Below are 14,082 nucleotides of genomic sequence, written 5' to 3' on the forward strand. Positions count from 1 at the left end.
GCGCGGTGTTCGTGTGTACGACGGCCGCCCGGCGATCTTCGGGAGTGTGTCCGTTTGGGGAACCCTCAACGAGACACGTCCCGCCATCGGTCTACGGCTCATCGCCCGGCCTGGAGTCCTCGGCCCCGATGCCCGCACACGGCTTCAGCAACTCGCCTACCAGCGACAACCCAGAGACGAGCATCGGCGGGTGTTGTTTCCGTCGCAGGCGTTCGCGGACATGTATGCGCCGGTCAACGGGCGTCCATCGGTGCCGCCGGGTCTGCTGGCGACGGTGGTGGTGTTGCAGGCGCTGCATGGATTATCCGATGAGGAGGCGGTGGCAGCGCTGCGGTTCGATCTGCGGTGGAAGGCCGCGTGCGGGGTTGGTCTGTATGACCAGGGGTTCGATCCGTCGCTGCTGACCTACTTCCGGCGTCGGCTGGCCCGCTCCGCGCGTCCGGACCGGGTCTTTGAGATCGTCCGGGAAGTGATCGAGCAGACCGGAGTGCTGGCCGGCCGGAATCGGCGGGTGCTGGATTCGGCGGTGCTGCTGGATGCGGTCGCCACTCAGGACACCATCACCCAGCTGATCGCCGCGATCCGCCGGGTGGCCCGCCTGGTGCCCGGGGCCGGCCGCGCTGGTGGCGGCGCACTGCCATGCCCACAACTATGACGTCCCCGGCAAACCGAAGATCGCCTGGGACGATGAGGAAGCTAAGAACACGCTGGTGGGCGGGCTGGTCACCGACGCGCTCACCCTGCTGGGCCAGCTGACCGGCCAGGATCTGGACGAGCCGGCCGGGCACGCGGTCGGTCTGCTGGCGCTGATCGCGGGCCAGGACGTCGAACCCGCCGAGGACTCCGACGGCACCGACGGACGCTGGCGGATCGCCCGCCGCACCGCGCCCGACCGGATCATCTCCACCGTTGATCCCGAGGCCCGCCACATCCACAAAAGTGCGCACCAGCGCGACGACGCCGACAAGGCCCACGTGGCCATCGAACCGGAGATCGGCCTGTTCACCGAGGTTGCTCTGCGGATCGGCGCGGGTGCCGATCACCACGAGGCTGCCGTCGCCCCCGACCTGCTCGCCGATGAGGACGGTGAGCTGCAGATCCTGGCCGATGCCGCCTACGCCGCCGCTGAATTGCGCGCCGGCCTGGCCGCAGCCGGACACCGGCTGCTGATCAGACCGCCCGCACTCAAGCCCGCCGTGCCGGGCGGGTTCACCCTGGACGACTTCGCCATCGACACCAGCGCCGGCACGGTCACCTGGCCCGCCGGCCACACCGTCCCCCTCACCGCGCCAGGCGGCCGCTACCAGCAACGCCGAGCCACCTTCACCGGCCTGTGCACCACCTGCCCTTTGCGTGATCGGTGCACCACCGCCAAGACCGGCCGCGTCGTGACCATCCGCCCGCACCACGATCTGCAGGCCGCCGCCCGCCACCAGGCCGCCACCGACCCCGCCTGGCAGCACGACTACCGGCGCTGGCGGCCCATGGTCGAACGTGCCGTGGCCTGGCTCGTCGCCCGCGGCAACCGCCGCCTGCGCTACCGCGGCTCCCACGCCAACGACCGCTGGCTCCACCACCGCGCCGCCGCCCTCAACCTCCGCCGCCTGATCAACCTCGGACTCACCCACACAAGCGGCACCTGGACTCTCCAACCGATCACCGCATAACAAGAGAATGAGCCAGCTCATGCCGACCCACCCACCAAGATCTTCAGGACATTCCTAGGCCCCGTGATCGGCATGGAAGATCCCCCCGTGCAGTCTGCCCCGTGTCGCGGCGGCCGCGCAGCCGCGTCGGTCACCAGCTCGGTGCGCATGTGATCGGCGATCGACCAGCCCGCCAGCCGACGTGAGCCCAGGTCCAGCACGTGATGTCGCCGACGTAGCGCCGGTTCGGGGCGGGCGCGATGAAGTCCCGCCGGATCAGGTCCGGCACCTTCTGATGCGAGGGTTCCGGCATCGTCGGGCTGCACCTACTTGCGTAGGTGCAGCCCGACGACGCCGGACGTGTGCGGTGGTGGCAGTCTTGAGTGACCTGGAGACGCTGCCATGGATCGCGGGCGCCGGCTCGTTCGCCGTCGATGGCCGGGCTTCTCCGTCTCCCTCCTCCTGTAGGTTTCGCTACCTGCCTCGCCATTGGGGTCAGGAGCTCAGGACGCCGGCTCTGGCTGCGGCGAGGGCGGCGTCGGCCGCGCGTTCGGCATCGCGTTCTGTGACCGGCTCGTGGGTGATGAACAGCCGGTAGTAGATCGGCGCGACGGCTGTCCTGATCACGTCGGCCACGTCGGTGTCTGCCGGTAGCTCGCCGCGTACGACGGCCCGCCGTACGACCTCTGCGGCCTGCTCGTGGCGGGTGGCGTAGAAAGCGTGCAGCGCCCGCGCGGGCCCCTCGCCCTGTACGGCGGCCGACACGAACGCCGCTGAGATCGGCCCGGCGATTGGATCGGCGAACCCGCCTCGCACCAGCTCGGCGATCTCCCGCAGGTCGTCGCGGAGCGAGCCGGTGTCGGGCATCGGCCACTGCTCCTGTCTGGCTAGTTCGAGCGCGTCGGCGATCAGGCCCTCCGGGCTGCCCCATCGCCGGTACACGGTGGTTTTGTGCACTCCAGAGCGGATCGCCACATTCTCCACCGTCAACCTGCCGTAGCCGTGCTCGGCCAGTTCGGCGAGGGTCGCCTGCCGTACGGCGTCGCGCACGCGGGCGCTGCGACCGCCGGGACGTTTATCCAAAGTCTACTCCAGTTGCGTTAGTCGGTACCCTGATGCTAACTTAAAGCCACATTAGTTGCGATTGGGGTTGTTCTGACTACACAACTTTCCCTCCGGGGAGTTTCGAAGTCCTACGGCGAGCGCCGCGTCCTGGACCAGCTCACCTTCAGCATCCGGCCGGGCGAGCGTGCCGGGATCGTGGGCGAGAACGGTTCCGGCAAGTCCACGCTGCTCAGGATCATCGCCGGGGTGGACCTGCCGGACGACGGCGAGGTGACGGTGTCGGCCGCCGGCGGTATCGGCTACCTGGGCCAGACCCTCGACCTGCCCGGCGACCCCACCGTCCAGCAGGCCATCGACGCCGTGCTGGCTGAGCTGCGCGCACTTGAGCGCGGCATGCGGCGCGCCGCCGAGGAGCAGGACCTGACGCTGTACGGCGAGCTGCTCACGGCGTTCGAGGCCCGCGACGGATACGAGGCCGACGCCCGCGTCGACAAGGCCATGCACGGGCTCGGCCTGGCCGGGATCGAGCGCCCACGTCGGCTGTCGACCCTGTCGGGCGGCGAGCAGGCCCGACTCGGCCTGGCCTGCGTGCTGGCCGCCTCACCGGAGATCCTGCTGCTGGATGAGCCCACCAACCACCTGGACGAGGCTGCGCTGACCTGGCTGGAGAACCGGCTGCGCGCCCACAAGGGCACAGTGGTGGCGATCTCCCACGACCGGACCTTCCTCGACCGGGTAGCCACAACGATCATCGAGATCGACGGCGGCACGACCACCCGATTCGGCAGCGGCTACAGCGGCTTCCTGACCGATAAGGCGGCTGCCCGACAGCGCTGGGAGCAGGCCTACGCCGCCTGGCGGGAGGAGATCGATCAGGTCAAGGAGTTCGCCGCGACCACCGCGCGCCGCATCGCGCCGGGCCGTGAGATGAAGGACAACAACAAGATGGCCTACGACCGCAACGCCGGCCGCGTGCAAAGCTCAGTCGCCTCGCGGGTACGGCAGGCACAAGAGCGCCTGCGCCGCCTGGAGGCCGACCCGGTGCCGCGCCCGCCCAAGCCCATGCGCTTCAGCGGCACGTTCTCCGGCACCGGCACGACCCTCGACCACGGAGAACTACGGCTCGAGCCGGGCGACCAACTGCTGATCACCGGGCCCAACGGCGCGGGCAAGTCGACGCTGCTGGCCGCGATCGCCGCCCGGGCCGGTCAGCAGGCCGGGTACCTCGCACAGGAGGTCGCCTTCGACCCCGACCGCACGGTCCTGGACACCTACGGCGGCGACCCCGACGCCCTGCTGGCGACGGGCCTGTTCCGCCCCGAGGCGCTGCACCTCAAGGTCGGCGCCCTGTCCGAAGGCCAACGGCGGCGGCTCGCGCTGGCCAGACTGCTGGCGGGCGAACACGACCTGCTGCTGCTGGACGAACCCACCAACCATCTCTCGCTCGCCCTGGTCGAGGAGCTCGAGCAGGCACTGCGCGATTACCAGGGCACGCTCGTGGTGGTCACGCACGACCGGGCGCTACGGCGCCGCTTCACCGGTAAGGAGATCTCGCTTCCATGTTGATCGACGGTTCACCGTACGGCATCACCTGCGGCCCCGACGGCGCGCTGTGGCTCACCCTCGTCCACCAGGGCCGCATCGCGCGGGTCGTGCCAGGCGAAGAGCCCACGCTCTTCCCTCTCGACCCGGCCGACGGCCAGCCAACCATCATCACCGAGGGGCCGGACGGCGCGCTGTGGTTCACCGAGTTCGCCGGCGGCCGGATCGGGCGGATCACCGTGGACGGCGCTGTCACCGCGTTCGAGGTGGCCTCGCCGTACGGCATCGCCGCGGGTCCCGACGGCGCCATGTGGTTCACCCAACTACAGGAGGACCGAATCGGACGCATCACCCTGGATGGCGAGGTGTCCGCGCACCCGCTGCCCGCCGCGGGCGCGATGCCCTCGGCGATCGCGGCGGGACCGGACGGCGCCATGTGGTTCACGCTCAACCAGGGCAACGCGATCGGCCGCATCACCGCCGACGGCAAGGTGTCGACATACCCGCTGCCCACACCGGGCGCGGCACCGGTTGGCATCTGCGCCGGGCCGGACGAGGCGCTGTGGTTCGTGGAGATAGGCGCCGGCCAGGTCGGCCGGATCGACACCTCGGGCGAGATCACCGAATTCCCGCTGCCCGACCCTGCCGCCCGACCGCACGCCATCGTGGCGGGGCCGGACGGCGCGCTCTGGCTCACCGAGTGGGGCGCCGGCAGACTGGCCCGCTTCACGACCGAAGGGAAGATCCAGGAGTTCCCACTGGGAGGCGCCGAACCCCACGGGCTCGCCATCGGCCCGGACGAAGCGATCTGGGTCGCCATGGAGTCAGGCGCCCTAATTCGTCACAGCGTGTAGACGAGCGTGAGCAGGAGTGCACGAAGATGCGCCGTAGCGTCACGATCGGGTCCTTCTTGCGCTGCCCGGCCAGCGTCATGGCGTCTTCGCGCACGTGCCACACGCCGCGCCGGTCGACGCTCTTGCCCTCGCCCAAGTTCTCCGAGTCCACTGACACTCCCTGTCAGTGGATCGTCGCTAGCGTCCGCTTCATGACTGTTTACCTCGAAGAATTCGTCGACCGCTACGTCGAGGTGTGGAACGAGCCGGACCCCAGGCGGCGTCGCTCCGCAATCGCGGGGCTGTGGGCGCGGGACGGCGTGGAGTTCACCGACTCCGCCGAGTACCACGGCCATCCGGCCCTGTACGAGCGGATCACCCTGGCTCATGAGCAGTTGGTCGAGGGGGCGGGTTCGTGTTCCGCGCGGCCGGGGACGCCGTCGGACACCACGGCGGGATCCGTTTCACCACCTACATGCTCCCGGCGAACGGCGGTGAGATCGCCTGGACCGGGTCCGTTTTCGTCCAGTTGGACGAGCACGGGCGCATCCTGCGCGACCACCAGTTCGGCGACCCACCACCCGCAGGGGTGGTCACCGGGAACGCGCCCGGGACCCGGGCCGTGGTGCGGGAGTACCTGCGTCGCTGCGCGCAGGGCGACCCCGAGCGGATCGCCGAGATGTACGCGGCAAAGGTCGACTGGCGGGTGAGCTGGCCGGTCGAGCGTCACCCTCACGTGCCCTGGATCCGCCCCCGATCCACCCGCGCCGACGTCGCCGACCATCACCGCACCTTCAACGAACACTGCCCGCCGGACGAGGCCCGGGTGTCGATCGACCATATGACGGTCGACGGCACGGACGCGGTGCTGATCGGTACGAGCTCGCAGGCGGTGAAGGCGACAGGAAGGCGTTTCGCCATGACGTTCGCGCTGCGCCTGACCGTCGAGGACGGCCTGATCACCCGGCACCACATGTACGAGGACAGCCTCGCGGTCGTCGAGGCGTTCCACCGATCCTGACCCGACGCCTTGCCGGGCACTGGGTCGCGGCCCCCTACCACTCGTACGGCCGTGCTCTCCCGGACGATCAGCTCCGTGGCAAGCTCCACCCGCTTCGGAGTCCCACAAGCATCCGCGAAGGGGAGCTGTTGTCGATCACCCTGCTGCGGCGGCTGCGGCCCGACTCCAAACGCAACAAGATCTACCGCGCCTTCCGTGAGCTGGGCCGCGTCAAGAGGGCGATGGTGCTGTTGCGCTACATCTCCGACTGACTCGCCACAACGTGCAGACGTCGGGCCGATGCCCGGACATTGCGCCTGCTGAAACCGACGCGCCCTCAGCGGGAAGATCGCTGTTTCGTGGGCGATAGCGGCGGCGACGATGACGCTGCCGCGCAGCAGGTGAGAGGCACCGACGGCTACGGTGCGGGATGGGAGCGGGCGACGGCCAGGGTGAGCGCGGTGACGTGCTCGGCGAGCTCAGCGACCAGTGCGGGCGGATTACGGACGGTGAAGGGCCAGGGCAGGCCGGTGAGGATGCGCGCCATGGCGGGCAGGTTCTCCGCGCCGCTGACCAGGAGCACGCCGCCGTCAGGGCAGGCGTGCAGGTCGCCGAAGGTGACCGACAAATGGTCGCGGGCGGTGTCGAGGTCGGTGTCGAGCCATACCTCGGTGCGGTGGGTCCAGGCGCCGAGCGTCAACGTGTGCAGCACCTGGGTGACGGGGTCGAAACCGTCGGGCGGGGTGAACGTCCCGGGGAGTTCGGCGGCGCCGCTGATCCGGTCCAGGCGGTACATGCGGATGGCGCCGCGAAGGTGGTCGTGTCCAACGAGGTACCAGCGGCGTGCGTGCACGACGAGCCCGTACGGGTCGACCTCGCGTGCGCCGCGGGTGTGCTCGATCCGAACGGTGTGCCGCGCGTGGACGGCCGCGGCCAGCGTCAGCGCCAGGTGGGGTTCGGGGGTCAGCGGGCCTGTTGTCGCGGAGGTGGTGGCGATGAGCGCGGTGACGCGCCGGCGCAGCGGCGCGGGCAGGACGCGGTTGAGTTTGACCAGCGCCCGGTCGGTCGGGCCGGGTTCTCCCACCTGTTCGTGCTGCTTGCCGGTGGCCAGCGCGACCGCGACGGCGATCGCTTCGTCGTCGGCGAGCATCAGGGGCGGCAGGTGTACGCCGCGGGCCAGCCGGTAGCCGCCGTAGCGTCCGCGGACGGACTCGACGGGGATGTCCATGTCGCGCAGGGCGGTGATGTAGCGGCGAACGGCGCGGGCGTCGACGTCCAGACGCCGGGCCAGTTCGTCGGCGGGCACCAGACCGCGGTCTTGCAGGATCTCCAGCAGCGCCAGGACGCGCGTCGCGGGACGGGACACGATCACGATCCTAATGAGGGCAGAAAGCGTCCACAATCCACTCTAGATTGGCGCCGTAAGAGATCGATCGAAAGGAGTCGACCCCGGTGTCGACCATCGTTCTTGTCGGCGGTTCGTTCCTCGGCGCATGGGCCTGGGAGCGCGTCACGCCGCTGCTGACCGCGTACGGCCACCAGGTGCACCCGCTGACACTCACCGGTTTCGGCGACCGCGCGCACCTGAGCTCGACGGACACGACACTCACCACGCATGCCCGCGACATCACGGCCGCGATCGAGTACGCCGGACTGAGCGAGGTGGTGCTGGTGGCGCACTCCTACGGCGGAGCCCCGGCCACGATCGCCGCCACCACGATTCCCGAGCGGATCGCCCGCGTGGTCTACCTCGCCGCGCTTCTGCCCGAACCGGGCAAGAGCCTGTTCGACAGCACGCCTGCGCCCGTCGTCGAAGCGATCATGGAAACCGTCCACAACGGACGGATCCCGGTGATGAGCGACGAGATCATCGACGCCAACTTCGGCGAGCACGGGCTCACCCCCGAGGACCGGGTATGGCTGCGGGCACGCGGCGTCGACCAGCCCATCAGCACCTACCAGGACCCGGCGCCGGCCGACCTGCGCGCGGCGCAGGGGCTGCCCTGTACCTACATCGCCTGCGCGGGCGACCCGGGCGGCCCGCCGAGCATGCCGGGCTTGGAGGTGATCACGCTGGACTCCGGGCACTGGCCGATGATCACCGAACCGGAGCTGCTGGCCCGGGTGCTGGACGAGGTGGCCCGGTCATGATGCGGCCGTACCGGGTGAAGATTCCGCACGAGACCCTGGATGACCTGGTCGCCCGGCTGGCCGCGACCCGCTTCACCCGCCCGCTGCCCGGCCATGGGCTCGGCGTGCCCGCCGACCGCGTCCGGCACCTGGTCGAATACTGGCGCGACGGCTATGACTGGCGCGCCTGGGAGCGGCGGATCAACGTCCATCCGCAGTTCATTACCGAGATCGACGGGCTTGACGTGCACTTCCTGCACATCCGTTCAGCCCGGCCGGACGCCCTGCCGCTCATCCTCACCCACGGCTGGCCCATGTCGGTCGTAGAGTTCCGTCCGCTGATCGACCGGCTGAGCGACGCCTTCCACCTCGTCATCCCCTCAGTGCCCGGCTTCGGGTTCTCCGGCGTACCGCGTGAGCCGGGCTGGAACCGTCGCCGCGCCGCCGCGGCGTGGGCGGAGTTGATGCGCCGGCTCGGTTACGAACGTTACGGCGCGCACGGCAACGACGTCGGCTCTTTGATCTCCATCGAGCTCGGACGCCTGGATCCGCACCGCGTCGTCGGAGTGCACGTCACCCAGATCTTCTCCCTGCCCTCCGGTGATCCGGCGGAGCGCGCCCTGCTGGGCCCGGACGATCGGGCGAAGCTGGCCACCCTGGAACGCTTCATGGCCGGCCGGAGCGCCTACCTCGCCCTCCAGTCCACCCAGCCGCAGACCCTGGCGCACGCGCTCGCCGACTCCCCGGTCGGCCAGCTGGCCTGGAACCTGCAGATGTTCGGCGACGCGGTGAGCGACGACTACATCCTCACCAACGCCACCATCTACTGGCTGACCGACACCGCCGGTAGCTCGGCCATGATCGGCTATCACGGCAACAGGCCACCTGCCGGACCGTCATCGATCCCGCTGGGCCTTGCCTGCTTCGCCGACGACTTCTTCCCCTCCATCCGCCCGCTCGCCGAACGCGACCACAGCGCCATCATCCACTGGAACGCCTACGACAAAGGCGGACACCATGCCGCGCAAGAGGAACCCCAACTCCTCGCCGACGACCTCCGCACGTTCTTCACCCTCCGCCGATGACGTCGCCCGCGGGCGCACCGGCCGCGGCACCGGTGGTCTACACCCGACTGGGAACACAACGCATGCCGACCGCATTCGTCGTCTTCTACCGGAACTTGAACCTGGGCCATCCGAACAGCCACACCCGCTCAGACAGATGATCCTACTCTCCTAGCTCACCGTCACCACCGGATTCGTGCCAGAGCCGTTCACTGGACAGACCCGACAGACGGTCGATCTTCGTAGATGCCTGGATCAATGCATCTGCCATACACCGTGGGCTCGGGCGAAGTCGGCCGCCATCAGCGCGTCCCGTGGGATGAAGATGTAGACCAGGCCGTTGTCGCCGAGTTGTGCGCCCGGTTCGGAGTCGATCTGGGCCAGGAGTTGCCATTGAGTGGGTGACGTGGTCGGTTCGGCGGTTGCGCAGTGTTGCCACGGATCGTCCTGAAGGGGGTCGGCGTAGCCGAGCAGGCGGTGCCTGGGTCGGTCATCGTCGGATAGCGGGGGATGAAACTCGTTGAGGAATCCGATGAACGCCGCGAATTCCTCGCTCGGGCGGGCCGGATCATCGCCAGTAAGGTCCAGGCCTGTGAGGTCGTGGTAGAAGGGGCTGTCCAGCGGGGGCAGTGTGGGATCCACTGCTGGGATCATCGCGCGGTGCGGAAGTATCTCCGCTCCTGGAGGCGGTTTTGCGACGATCAGGTTGCGGGCCTGCGATGGCTGCGTCATGACCAAGACTCCGGAATCGTATGTCATGTCATCCCAAGCGATACCGCTGCCCAGGTCGGCGAAGATCTGTAGCAGTCCGGCGGGGGGCAGCAATCGCTCGTCATCGCAGCGACTCGTCTCGGCCAGATCAATCTGCGCCAAGAGGGTCATGGGGTGGTTTCGGCGGTGCGGCCAGGGTACGCCCAGCGGCAGTTCGGGGATGCCGCCCAGGTGGGTTCGACCGGCGGTCATGCCCTTGCCGCGGGAAACCAGACCTATCCCGGCGCGGCGCAATGCCACCAGGCTGTCCGCGTGCTGGCCGAGCCTGAGGTCCTGGCACACAGCCCGGATCCAGTGCTCGTCGTTGGCGGCATCGACCGTCGCGGCCCAGGTCTGCAGCATGTGGGGATCGGTGAACCGCTCAAGAAACTGAAGCGTGGTCTGTGCGTGTTCGTCTTTGAATGCAACCTGGGAGAACTCCAGCATGCTGGGCGTCATGAGCAGCCCGCCTGTCCGGTCGACGACGCAGGCCAGCAGGGACGGCAGCGACTGAACCCACGCCTGGATGTAGGCGTGAGTTCGCTCGAGAGTCTGCCCTGCCGGGACCAGCTGGACTGTCTGTTCTGCGCGTTCGCCGGTGTTTTCGTTATGCAGGCACAACCTCAGGTCGAGGGATCCGTCGCTTGCGAGAACGGGGCCAGGCTCGGCGAGCTCCAGGCGTACCTGCTCATGCCTGGTGGGCAAGCCTGCTCGCAACAGTGCTTCCAGCGCTTCCACATTCACATCCTGTTCCCGCACCGGACGATCATGATCCGCAAAGTAGCGGCTGATCTATTCGGCGGCATTGACTTCGTTGACGACAAGCCACGATCTCTGTGAGAACGTCGGCGAGGGTGCGTTCGAGCGTGGCCATGATGAAGGTCCTGACCGGTCGTTGGGGTTGTGGTCCGTCCGAGGACGGTTGGGCACGGGGCACGATGGCGGCCGGAGTCAGCCTGCCGCCGGTTCGGTGAGCCGGGCTTCGAGATCAGCGATCATCTGGTGGGGAGGTTGGTGTTCTCGGACTGGACCGTCTGCGGGCCAACCCTGTCGATGCTGGCAACGTTGGTGATGCACCCGTCGGCGGCTTGGGCCGTCGTGTCGAACTCCGTGCGAAGGATCGAGTGGGTTGGCGGCCTCGACGGTGATGGCGCAGTCATGCCTTTGACCGATGTCATCGCCGCTCGTGCGGCCGACATGGCGTCGCGAGCGCTGAACTTACAGTGGGGCACAAGGCACCCGTCCAGATCAAGACGGTCCGATACAGGCCTCTGTTCCTGGATGATCCGCTGGCGGCGGGTCAGGCCCGGCGGTGGGCCCAGGTGGAGCGGAACCGGGCGAGGCTGACGATGAGCACGATGCTCAAGATGAGCGCGCCGCCATCGGTGACAATGGAGGGCAGCAGGCCGACAGTGCCATACAGCTGGGCGCAGGCTTTCCACATGACCGGCGGAATCATGCCGAACGGGCCGGCGGCCTGGGTCACGTTGACTGCGAGCGCGACCCAGAATGTCCACTTCCAGCCGCGCAGTGCCAGCATTCCCAGGGCGTTGCCGATGACGTAGACGGCGCCGACGGTGCGGAAGCCAGCCAGGAATCCTGGGACCTCCGTGGCCGCTTCCGCCGGTGTCTTGCCGCTCAGCGTCATCATCAGTTCCAAGGTGCCGGGGTTGATGATGACCCAGCCGTGCAGCAGGGTGCCGATAGCGAAGACGACGGAGCTGATGAAGGTGAGGACCTGCAGTCGCCGGGTCCACACAGTCGGAATCTTCGCTTGGCGACGGGTAGCGGTGATGTCCATGATGTGCGCCCTTCGTTCAGAGTGGTCACCATCGTGCTGATCGGCGGCAGAATGATCGTCCTACGCGGGCAGGCTGTTGGTACTGCTTCGCCACCGACGCCTCGCCCCACAACAACTCCAGGGCCTGGCCGATCTCCTCATCCTGCATGCCGCCCAGCAGCCGGCCCGCGCCGAGTCGGCGGCAATCTTGTCCAGGGTGGTGGTGTAGGGGCGGCGAGTGTTGAGGTTGGCGCACGCCGGCGAGTCGAGGAAGGCGTCGGCCGCCGCCCTCACCGTCCCGCCCTGCCGCCGCCCTCACCGTCCCGCCCTGATGAGCCTCGCCGGAACGCAGGTTGATCACGGCCGGCACCGCCGCCCACCTCTCCCAGCGCGCTTGCCCACAGATAGAGGGCTCGCTTCATGTAGCCGCCCTGGAGACCGGTCCGCAGGCCAGGCCGGAGTCGTGATCCACGACGCTGCAGAGTAAGGACCGTTATCTGCAGGAAGCCCTCAAGCTCCGCGCCACCCGACTCTGGCATCTGTGAGAGGGGCCGTTCGCCGATGGAGAGCTCGGGCACCCGCCACTTTGGGCTGGGTTGAGCTCGGTGGGAGGGCTCATGAAACAACAACCGACCGCCCCGGCAAGCTGCCGTACCGCGGTCGCGCCGGGGTTCAGGAGGTGGCGGGGACGCGGTCGGCCGGCTGGTATTTCATCAGGACGACTCCTGAGGTGAACGGCTCGGCCGAGACCAGTTCCAGTCGTTGCGGTGGCCGGCCGTTCTCGAACAGAGCCTTGCCGTCGCGTAGGGCCACCGGGTGCACCAGCAGATGGAACTCCTCGACGAGCCTGAGTTCAACGAGCGAGCGGATCACTGCGAGACTGCCGTAGACCACGATGTCCCCGCCGGGGCCGCGTTTGAGTCCGGTGATCTCGTCCGGGTCGACGTCTTCGAGTTTGCGGGTGTTCTGCCATGCGGCGATATTCCCCGAGGCGGAGACGACAATCTTCTCCATGGTGTCGACCCGGCGGGCGTACTCGCGCACCCCGTCGGTCTCGCCAGGGTCGTGGGCGGCCCGCGGCCAGTGGCCGGCGAAATCGGTGTGCGTGATCCGCCCCAGCAACAGACTGCCGGAGCCTTCCACCAGCTCCCGCTCATATTTCAGCATCTGATCGTCGATCAGTAGCCAGTCCATCTCGTCTCGCGGGCCGGCGACAAATCCATCGAGCGTCGTCCACATCGACACAACGATCTTGCGCATCTTCCACTCCATCATGGTCCGTTGAACTTGGCCTCTTGCCCGGGTGGCGTACCGACTCCCGGGCGCTCTGGGCCAGGCGAAGGGTACCCAGCTACTGGCCGGCGCCCATTGCTGCCAGGACGGGTTCGGGCGTCAGCCCCGGGAACCGTTCCTGGAAGTCCAGGACCCCGACCCAGGCCGGGCGCAGCGCGATCCGGACCATCCGCAGGCCGGGCTTGTCGATCGCCGCCACATAGGCGTCACCCGCCCGTTCGCCTAGTCCGGCGCGCTGCATGACGGCGTACTCGGGCAGGACGCCCTCGACCTCGGCCAGGGTGACCGTTCCGCGCAGCATCAGCACCTGCGGGGGACCGTCGGCGGTGTCGATGGTGACCGCCACCTCGGGGCGGGCGTGCAGGTCACGGACCTTGAAGGTGCCAGCGAACGCGGCGATGACGACCTCGTCGCCGTTCCACAGGAAGTTGACCGGGATCAGCCGTGGCGTCCCGTCCTTGCCGGTGTAGGCCAGCCGCGCCACCAGAGTCGAGTCATTGAGCAGACGCTGCGCGGTGGGAGTGGCCAGCAGTCGCACGTCGCCCTGCGGGAGGCTTGCCGCCCGGGTGTCGGAGAGGTTCATGAGGCTTATGCTAGGAAGCTAACTCCTAAATAACAAGTAATGCTCCTAAATTAGGATCGTCGAGGTAGCCTGACGGCCATGAGCGGTATGCGCAGCTATGGAGACCCGTGCGGTGTGGCCCGCGGCCTGGACGTCATCGGCGAACGCTGGGCCCTGCTGGTGGTACGCGACCTGCTGCTGGGCCCTAAACGCTTCAACGACCTGCACGCCGGCCTGCCCGGCGTCAGCCCGAACGTGCTCACCCAGCGGCTACGCGACCTGACCGAGCACGGCGTCGTCCAACGCCGCGACCTGCCGCCCCCGGCCCGCATCCGCCTCTACGAACTCACCGACTGGGGCCGCGCCCTGGAACCCCTCCTCCTCCACCTCGGCCGCTGGGGCAGCCAAGCCCCCACC

At 68.5% G+C, this 14,082-nt stretch carries 15 protein-coding genes and 1 pseudogene; 9 read left to right on the top strand and 7 right to left on the bottom strand.

Annotated elements, in window-relative coordinates:
- The first annotated feature begins 13 nt into the window (after window positions 1-13).
- Together FAF44_RS23615 and FAF44_RS55895 are read left to right on the top strand one after the other, a co-directional pair.
- A complete protein-coding gene (locus FAF44_RS23615) occupies window positions 14-655 on the top strand; it encodes a transposase (RefSeq protein ID WP_237105413.1) in 642 nt (213 codons plus the stop codon).
- Window positions 624-1,667, top strand: coding sequence for a transposase (locus tag FAF44_RS55895; RefSeq protein WP_237105414.1), 1,044 nt, complete (start codon window positions 624-626; stop codon window positions 1,665-1,667). Before FAF44_RS23615 ends, FAF44_RS55895 begins: the two co-directional genes overlap by 32 nt.
- 57 nt (window positions 1,668-1,724) lie before the next feature.
- Here the strand turns inward: FAF44_RS55895 and FAF44_RS23625 are convergent.
- Window positions 1,725-1,962, bottom strand: a pseudogene (locus tag FAF44_RS23625) (IS3 family transposase); the annotation flags it as partial.
- A 179-nt stretch (window positions 1,963-2,141) separates the two neighbouring features.
- Window positions 2,142-2,729 carry a TetR/AcrR family transcriptional regulator gene (locus FAF44_RS23630; protein ID WP_237105415.1) on the bottom strand — a complete coding sequence of 196 codons (588 nt, stop codon included), beginning with the start codon at window positions 2,727-2,729 and terminating at the stop codon, window positions 2,142-2,144.
- A 72-nt stretch (window positions 2,730-2,801) separates the two neighbouring features.
- Between FAF44_RS23630 and abc-f the strand changes: the two genes are divergently transcribed.
- The 4 genes from abc-f (at window position 2,802) to FAF44_RS54905 (ending at window position 6,358) form a co-directional block, all read left to right on the top strand.
- Entirely contained in the window at window positions 2,802-4,277 is a 1,476-nt protein-coding gene (gene abc-f, locus FAF44_RS23635; RefSeq protein WP_272894916.1) for a ribosomal protection-like ABC-F family protein, read from the top strand.
- A complete protein-coding gene (locus FAF44_RS23640; RefSeq protein WP_237105417.1) occupies window positions 4,271-5,107 on the top strand; it encodes a virginiamycin B lyase in 837 nt (278 codons plus the stop codon). The genes abc-f and FAF44_RS23640 overlap by 7 nt, the downstream gene beginning before the upstream one ends.
- 394 nt (window positions 5,108-5,501) lie before the next feature.
- A complete protein-coding gene (locus FAF44_RS23645) occupies window positions 5,502-6,107 on the top strand; it encodes a nuclear transport factor 2 family protein (RefSeq protein WP_237105418.1) in 606 nt (201 codons plus the stop codon).
- Window positions 6,104-6,358: a Tn3 family transposase gene (locus tag FAF44_RS54905; RefSeq protein ID WP_272894918.1), complete on the top strand. Its 255-nt coding sequence runs from the start codon at window positions 6,104-6,106 to the stop codon at window positions 6,356-6,358. The genes FAF44_RS23645 and FAF44_RS54905 overlap by 4 nt, the downstream gene beginning before the upstream one ends.
- 146 nt (window positions 6,359-6,504) lie before the next feature.
- Here FAF44_RS54905 and FAF44_RS23655 read toward each other — a convergent pair whose 3' ends face one another.
- Window positions 6,505-7,452, bottom strand: a complete 948-nt coding sequence (locus FAF44_RS23655) for a YafY family protein (RefSeq protein ID WP_237105420.1) — start codon at window positions 7,450-7,452, stop codon at window positions 6,505-6,507.
- An 86-nt stretch (window positions 7,453-7,538) separates the two neighbouring features.
- Here FAF44_RS23655 and FAF44_RS23660 point away from each other — a divergent pair, with 86 nt between their 5' ends.
- Window positions 7,539-8,237 (top strand): alpha/beta fold hydrolase, encoded by a 699-nt coding sequence (locus FAF44_RS23660; RefSeq protein WP_237105421.1) that lies wholly within the window; start codon window positions 7,539-7,541, stop codon window positions 8,235-8,237.
- On the top strand, window positions 8,234-9,301 hold the full coding sequence (locus FAF44_RS23665) for an epoxide hydrolase family protein (RefSeq protein ID WP_237105422.1): 1,068 nt from the start codon (window positions 8,234-8,236) through the stop codon (window positions 9,299-9,301). Before FAF44_RS23660 ends, FAF44_RS23665 begins: the two co-directional genes overlap by 4 nt.
- 234 nt (window positions 9,302-9,535) lie before the next feature.
- On the opposite strand, the gene FAF44_RS55900 is transcribed toward FAF44_RS23665, so the two are convergent.
- The 4 genes from FAF44_RS55900 to FAF44_RS23685 form a co-directional block, all read right to left on the bottom strand.
- Window positions 9,536-10,789, bottom strand: a complete 1,254-nt coding sequence (locus FAF44_RS55900; protein WP_237105423.1) for a DUF1963 domain-containing protein — start codon at window positions 10,787-10,789, stop codon at window positions 9,536-9,538.
- Window positions 10,790-11,330: 541 nt separating this feature from the next.
- Entirely contained in the window at window positions 11,331-11,831 is a 501-nt protein-coding gene (locus tag FAF44_RS23675) for a hypothetical protein (RefSeq protein ID WP_237105424.1), read from the bottom strand.
- 651 nt (window positions 11,832-12,482) lie between these two features.
- Window positions 12,483-13,070, bottom strand: coding sequence for a dihydrofolate reductase family protein (locus tag FAF44_RS23680; RefSeq protein WP_237105425.1), 588 nt, complete (start codon window positions 13,068-13,070; stop codon window positions 12,483-12,485).
- A 91-nt stretch (window positions 13,071-13,161) separates the two neighbouring features.
- Window positions 13,162-13,686 carry a pyridoxamine 5'-phosphate oxidase family protein gene (locus tag FAF44_RS23685; protein ID WP_237105426.1) on the bottom strand — a complete coding sequence of 175 codons (525 nt, stop codon included), beginning with the start codon at window positions 13,684-13,686 and terminating at the stop codon, window positions 13,162-13,164.
- Window positions 13,687-13,764: 78 nt separating this feature from the next.
- On the opposite strand from FAF44_RS23685, the gene FAF44_RS23690 reads away from it, so the two are divergent.
- Window positions 13,765-14,082: helix-turn-helix domain-containing protein (locus tag FAF44_RS23690; RefSeq protein ID WP_237105427.1), on the top strand; the 318-nt coding region annotated here is incomplete at its 3' end.

It is taken from the genome of Nonomuraea sp. MG754425, from assembly GCF_021699195.1.
GTDB lineage: Bacteria > Actinomycetota > Actinomycetes > Streptosporangiales > Streptosporangiaceae > Nonomuraea.

Bases quoted from the DNA above. Each gene is read 5' to 3' on its own strand.
- FAF44_RS23640 (WP_237105417.1), top strand. From the start codon at position 4,271: ATGTTGATCGACGGTTCACCGTACGGCATCACCTGCGGCCCCGACGGC.
- FAF44_RS23665 (WP_237105422.1), top strand. From the start codon at position 8,234: ATGATGCGGCCGTACCGGGTGAAGATTCCGCACGAGACCCTGGATGAC.
- FAF44_RS23675 (WP_237105424.1), bottom strand. From the start codon at position 11,831: ATGGACATCACCGCTACCCGTCGCCAAGCGAAGATTCCGACTGTGTGG.
- FAF44_RS23680 (WP_237105425.1), bottom strand. From the start codon at position 13,070: ATGCGCAAGATCGTTGTGTCGATGTGGACGACGCTCGATGGATTTGTC.
- FAF44_RS23685 (WP_237105426.1), bottom strand. From the start codon at position 13,686: ATGAACCTCTCCGACACCCGGGCGGCAAGCCTCCCGCAGGGCGACGTG.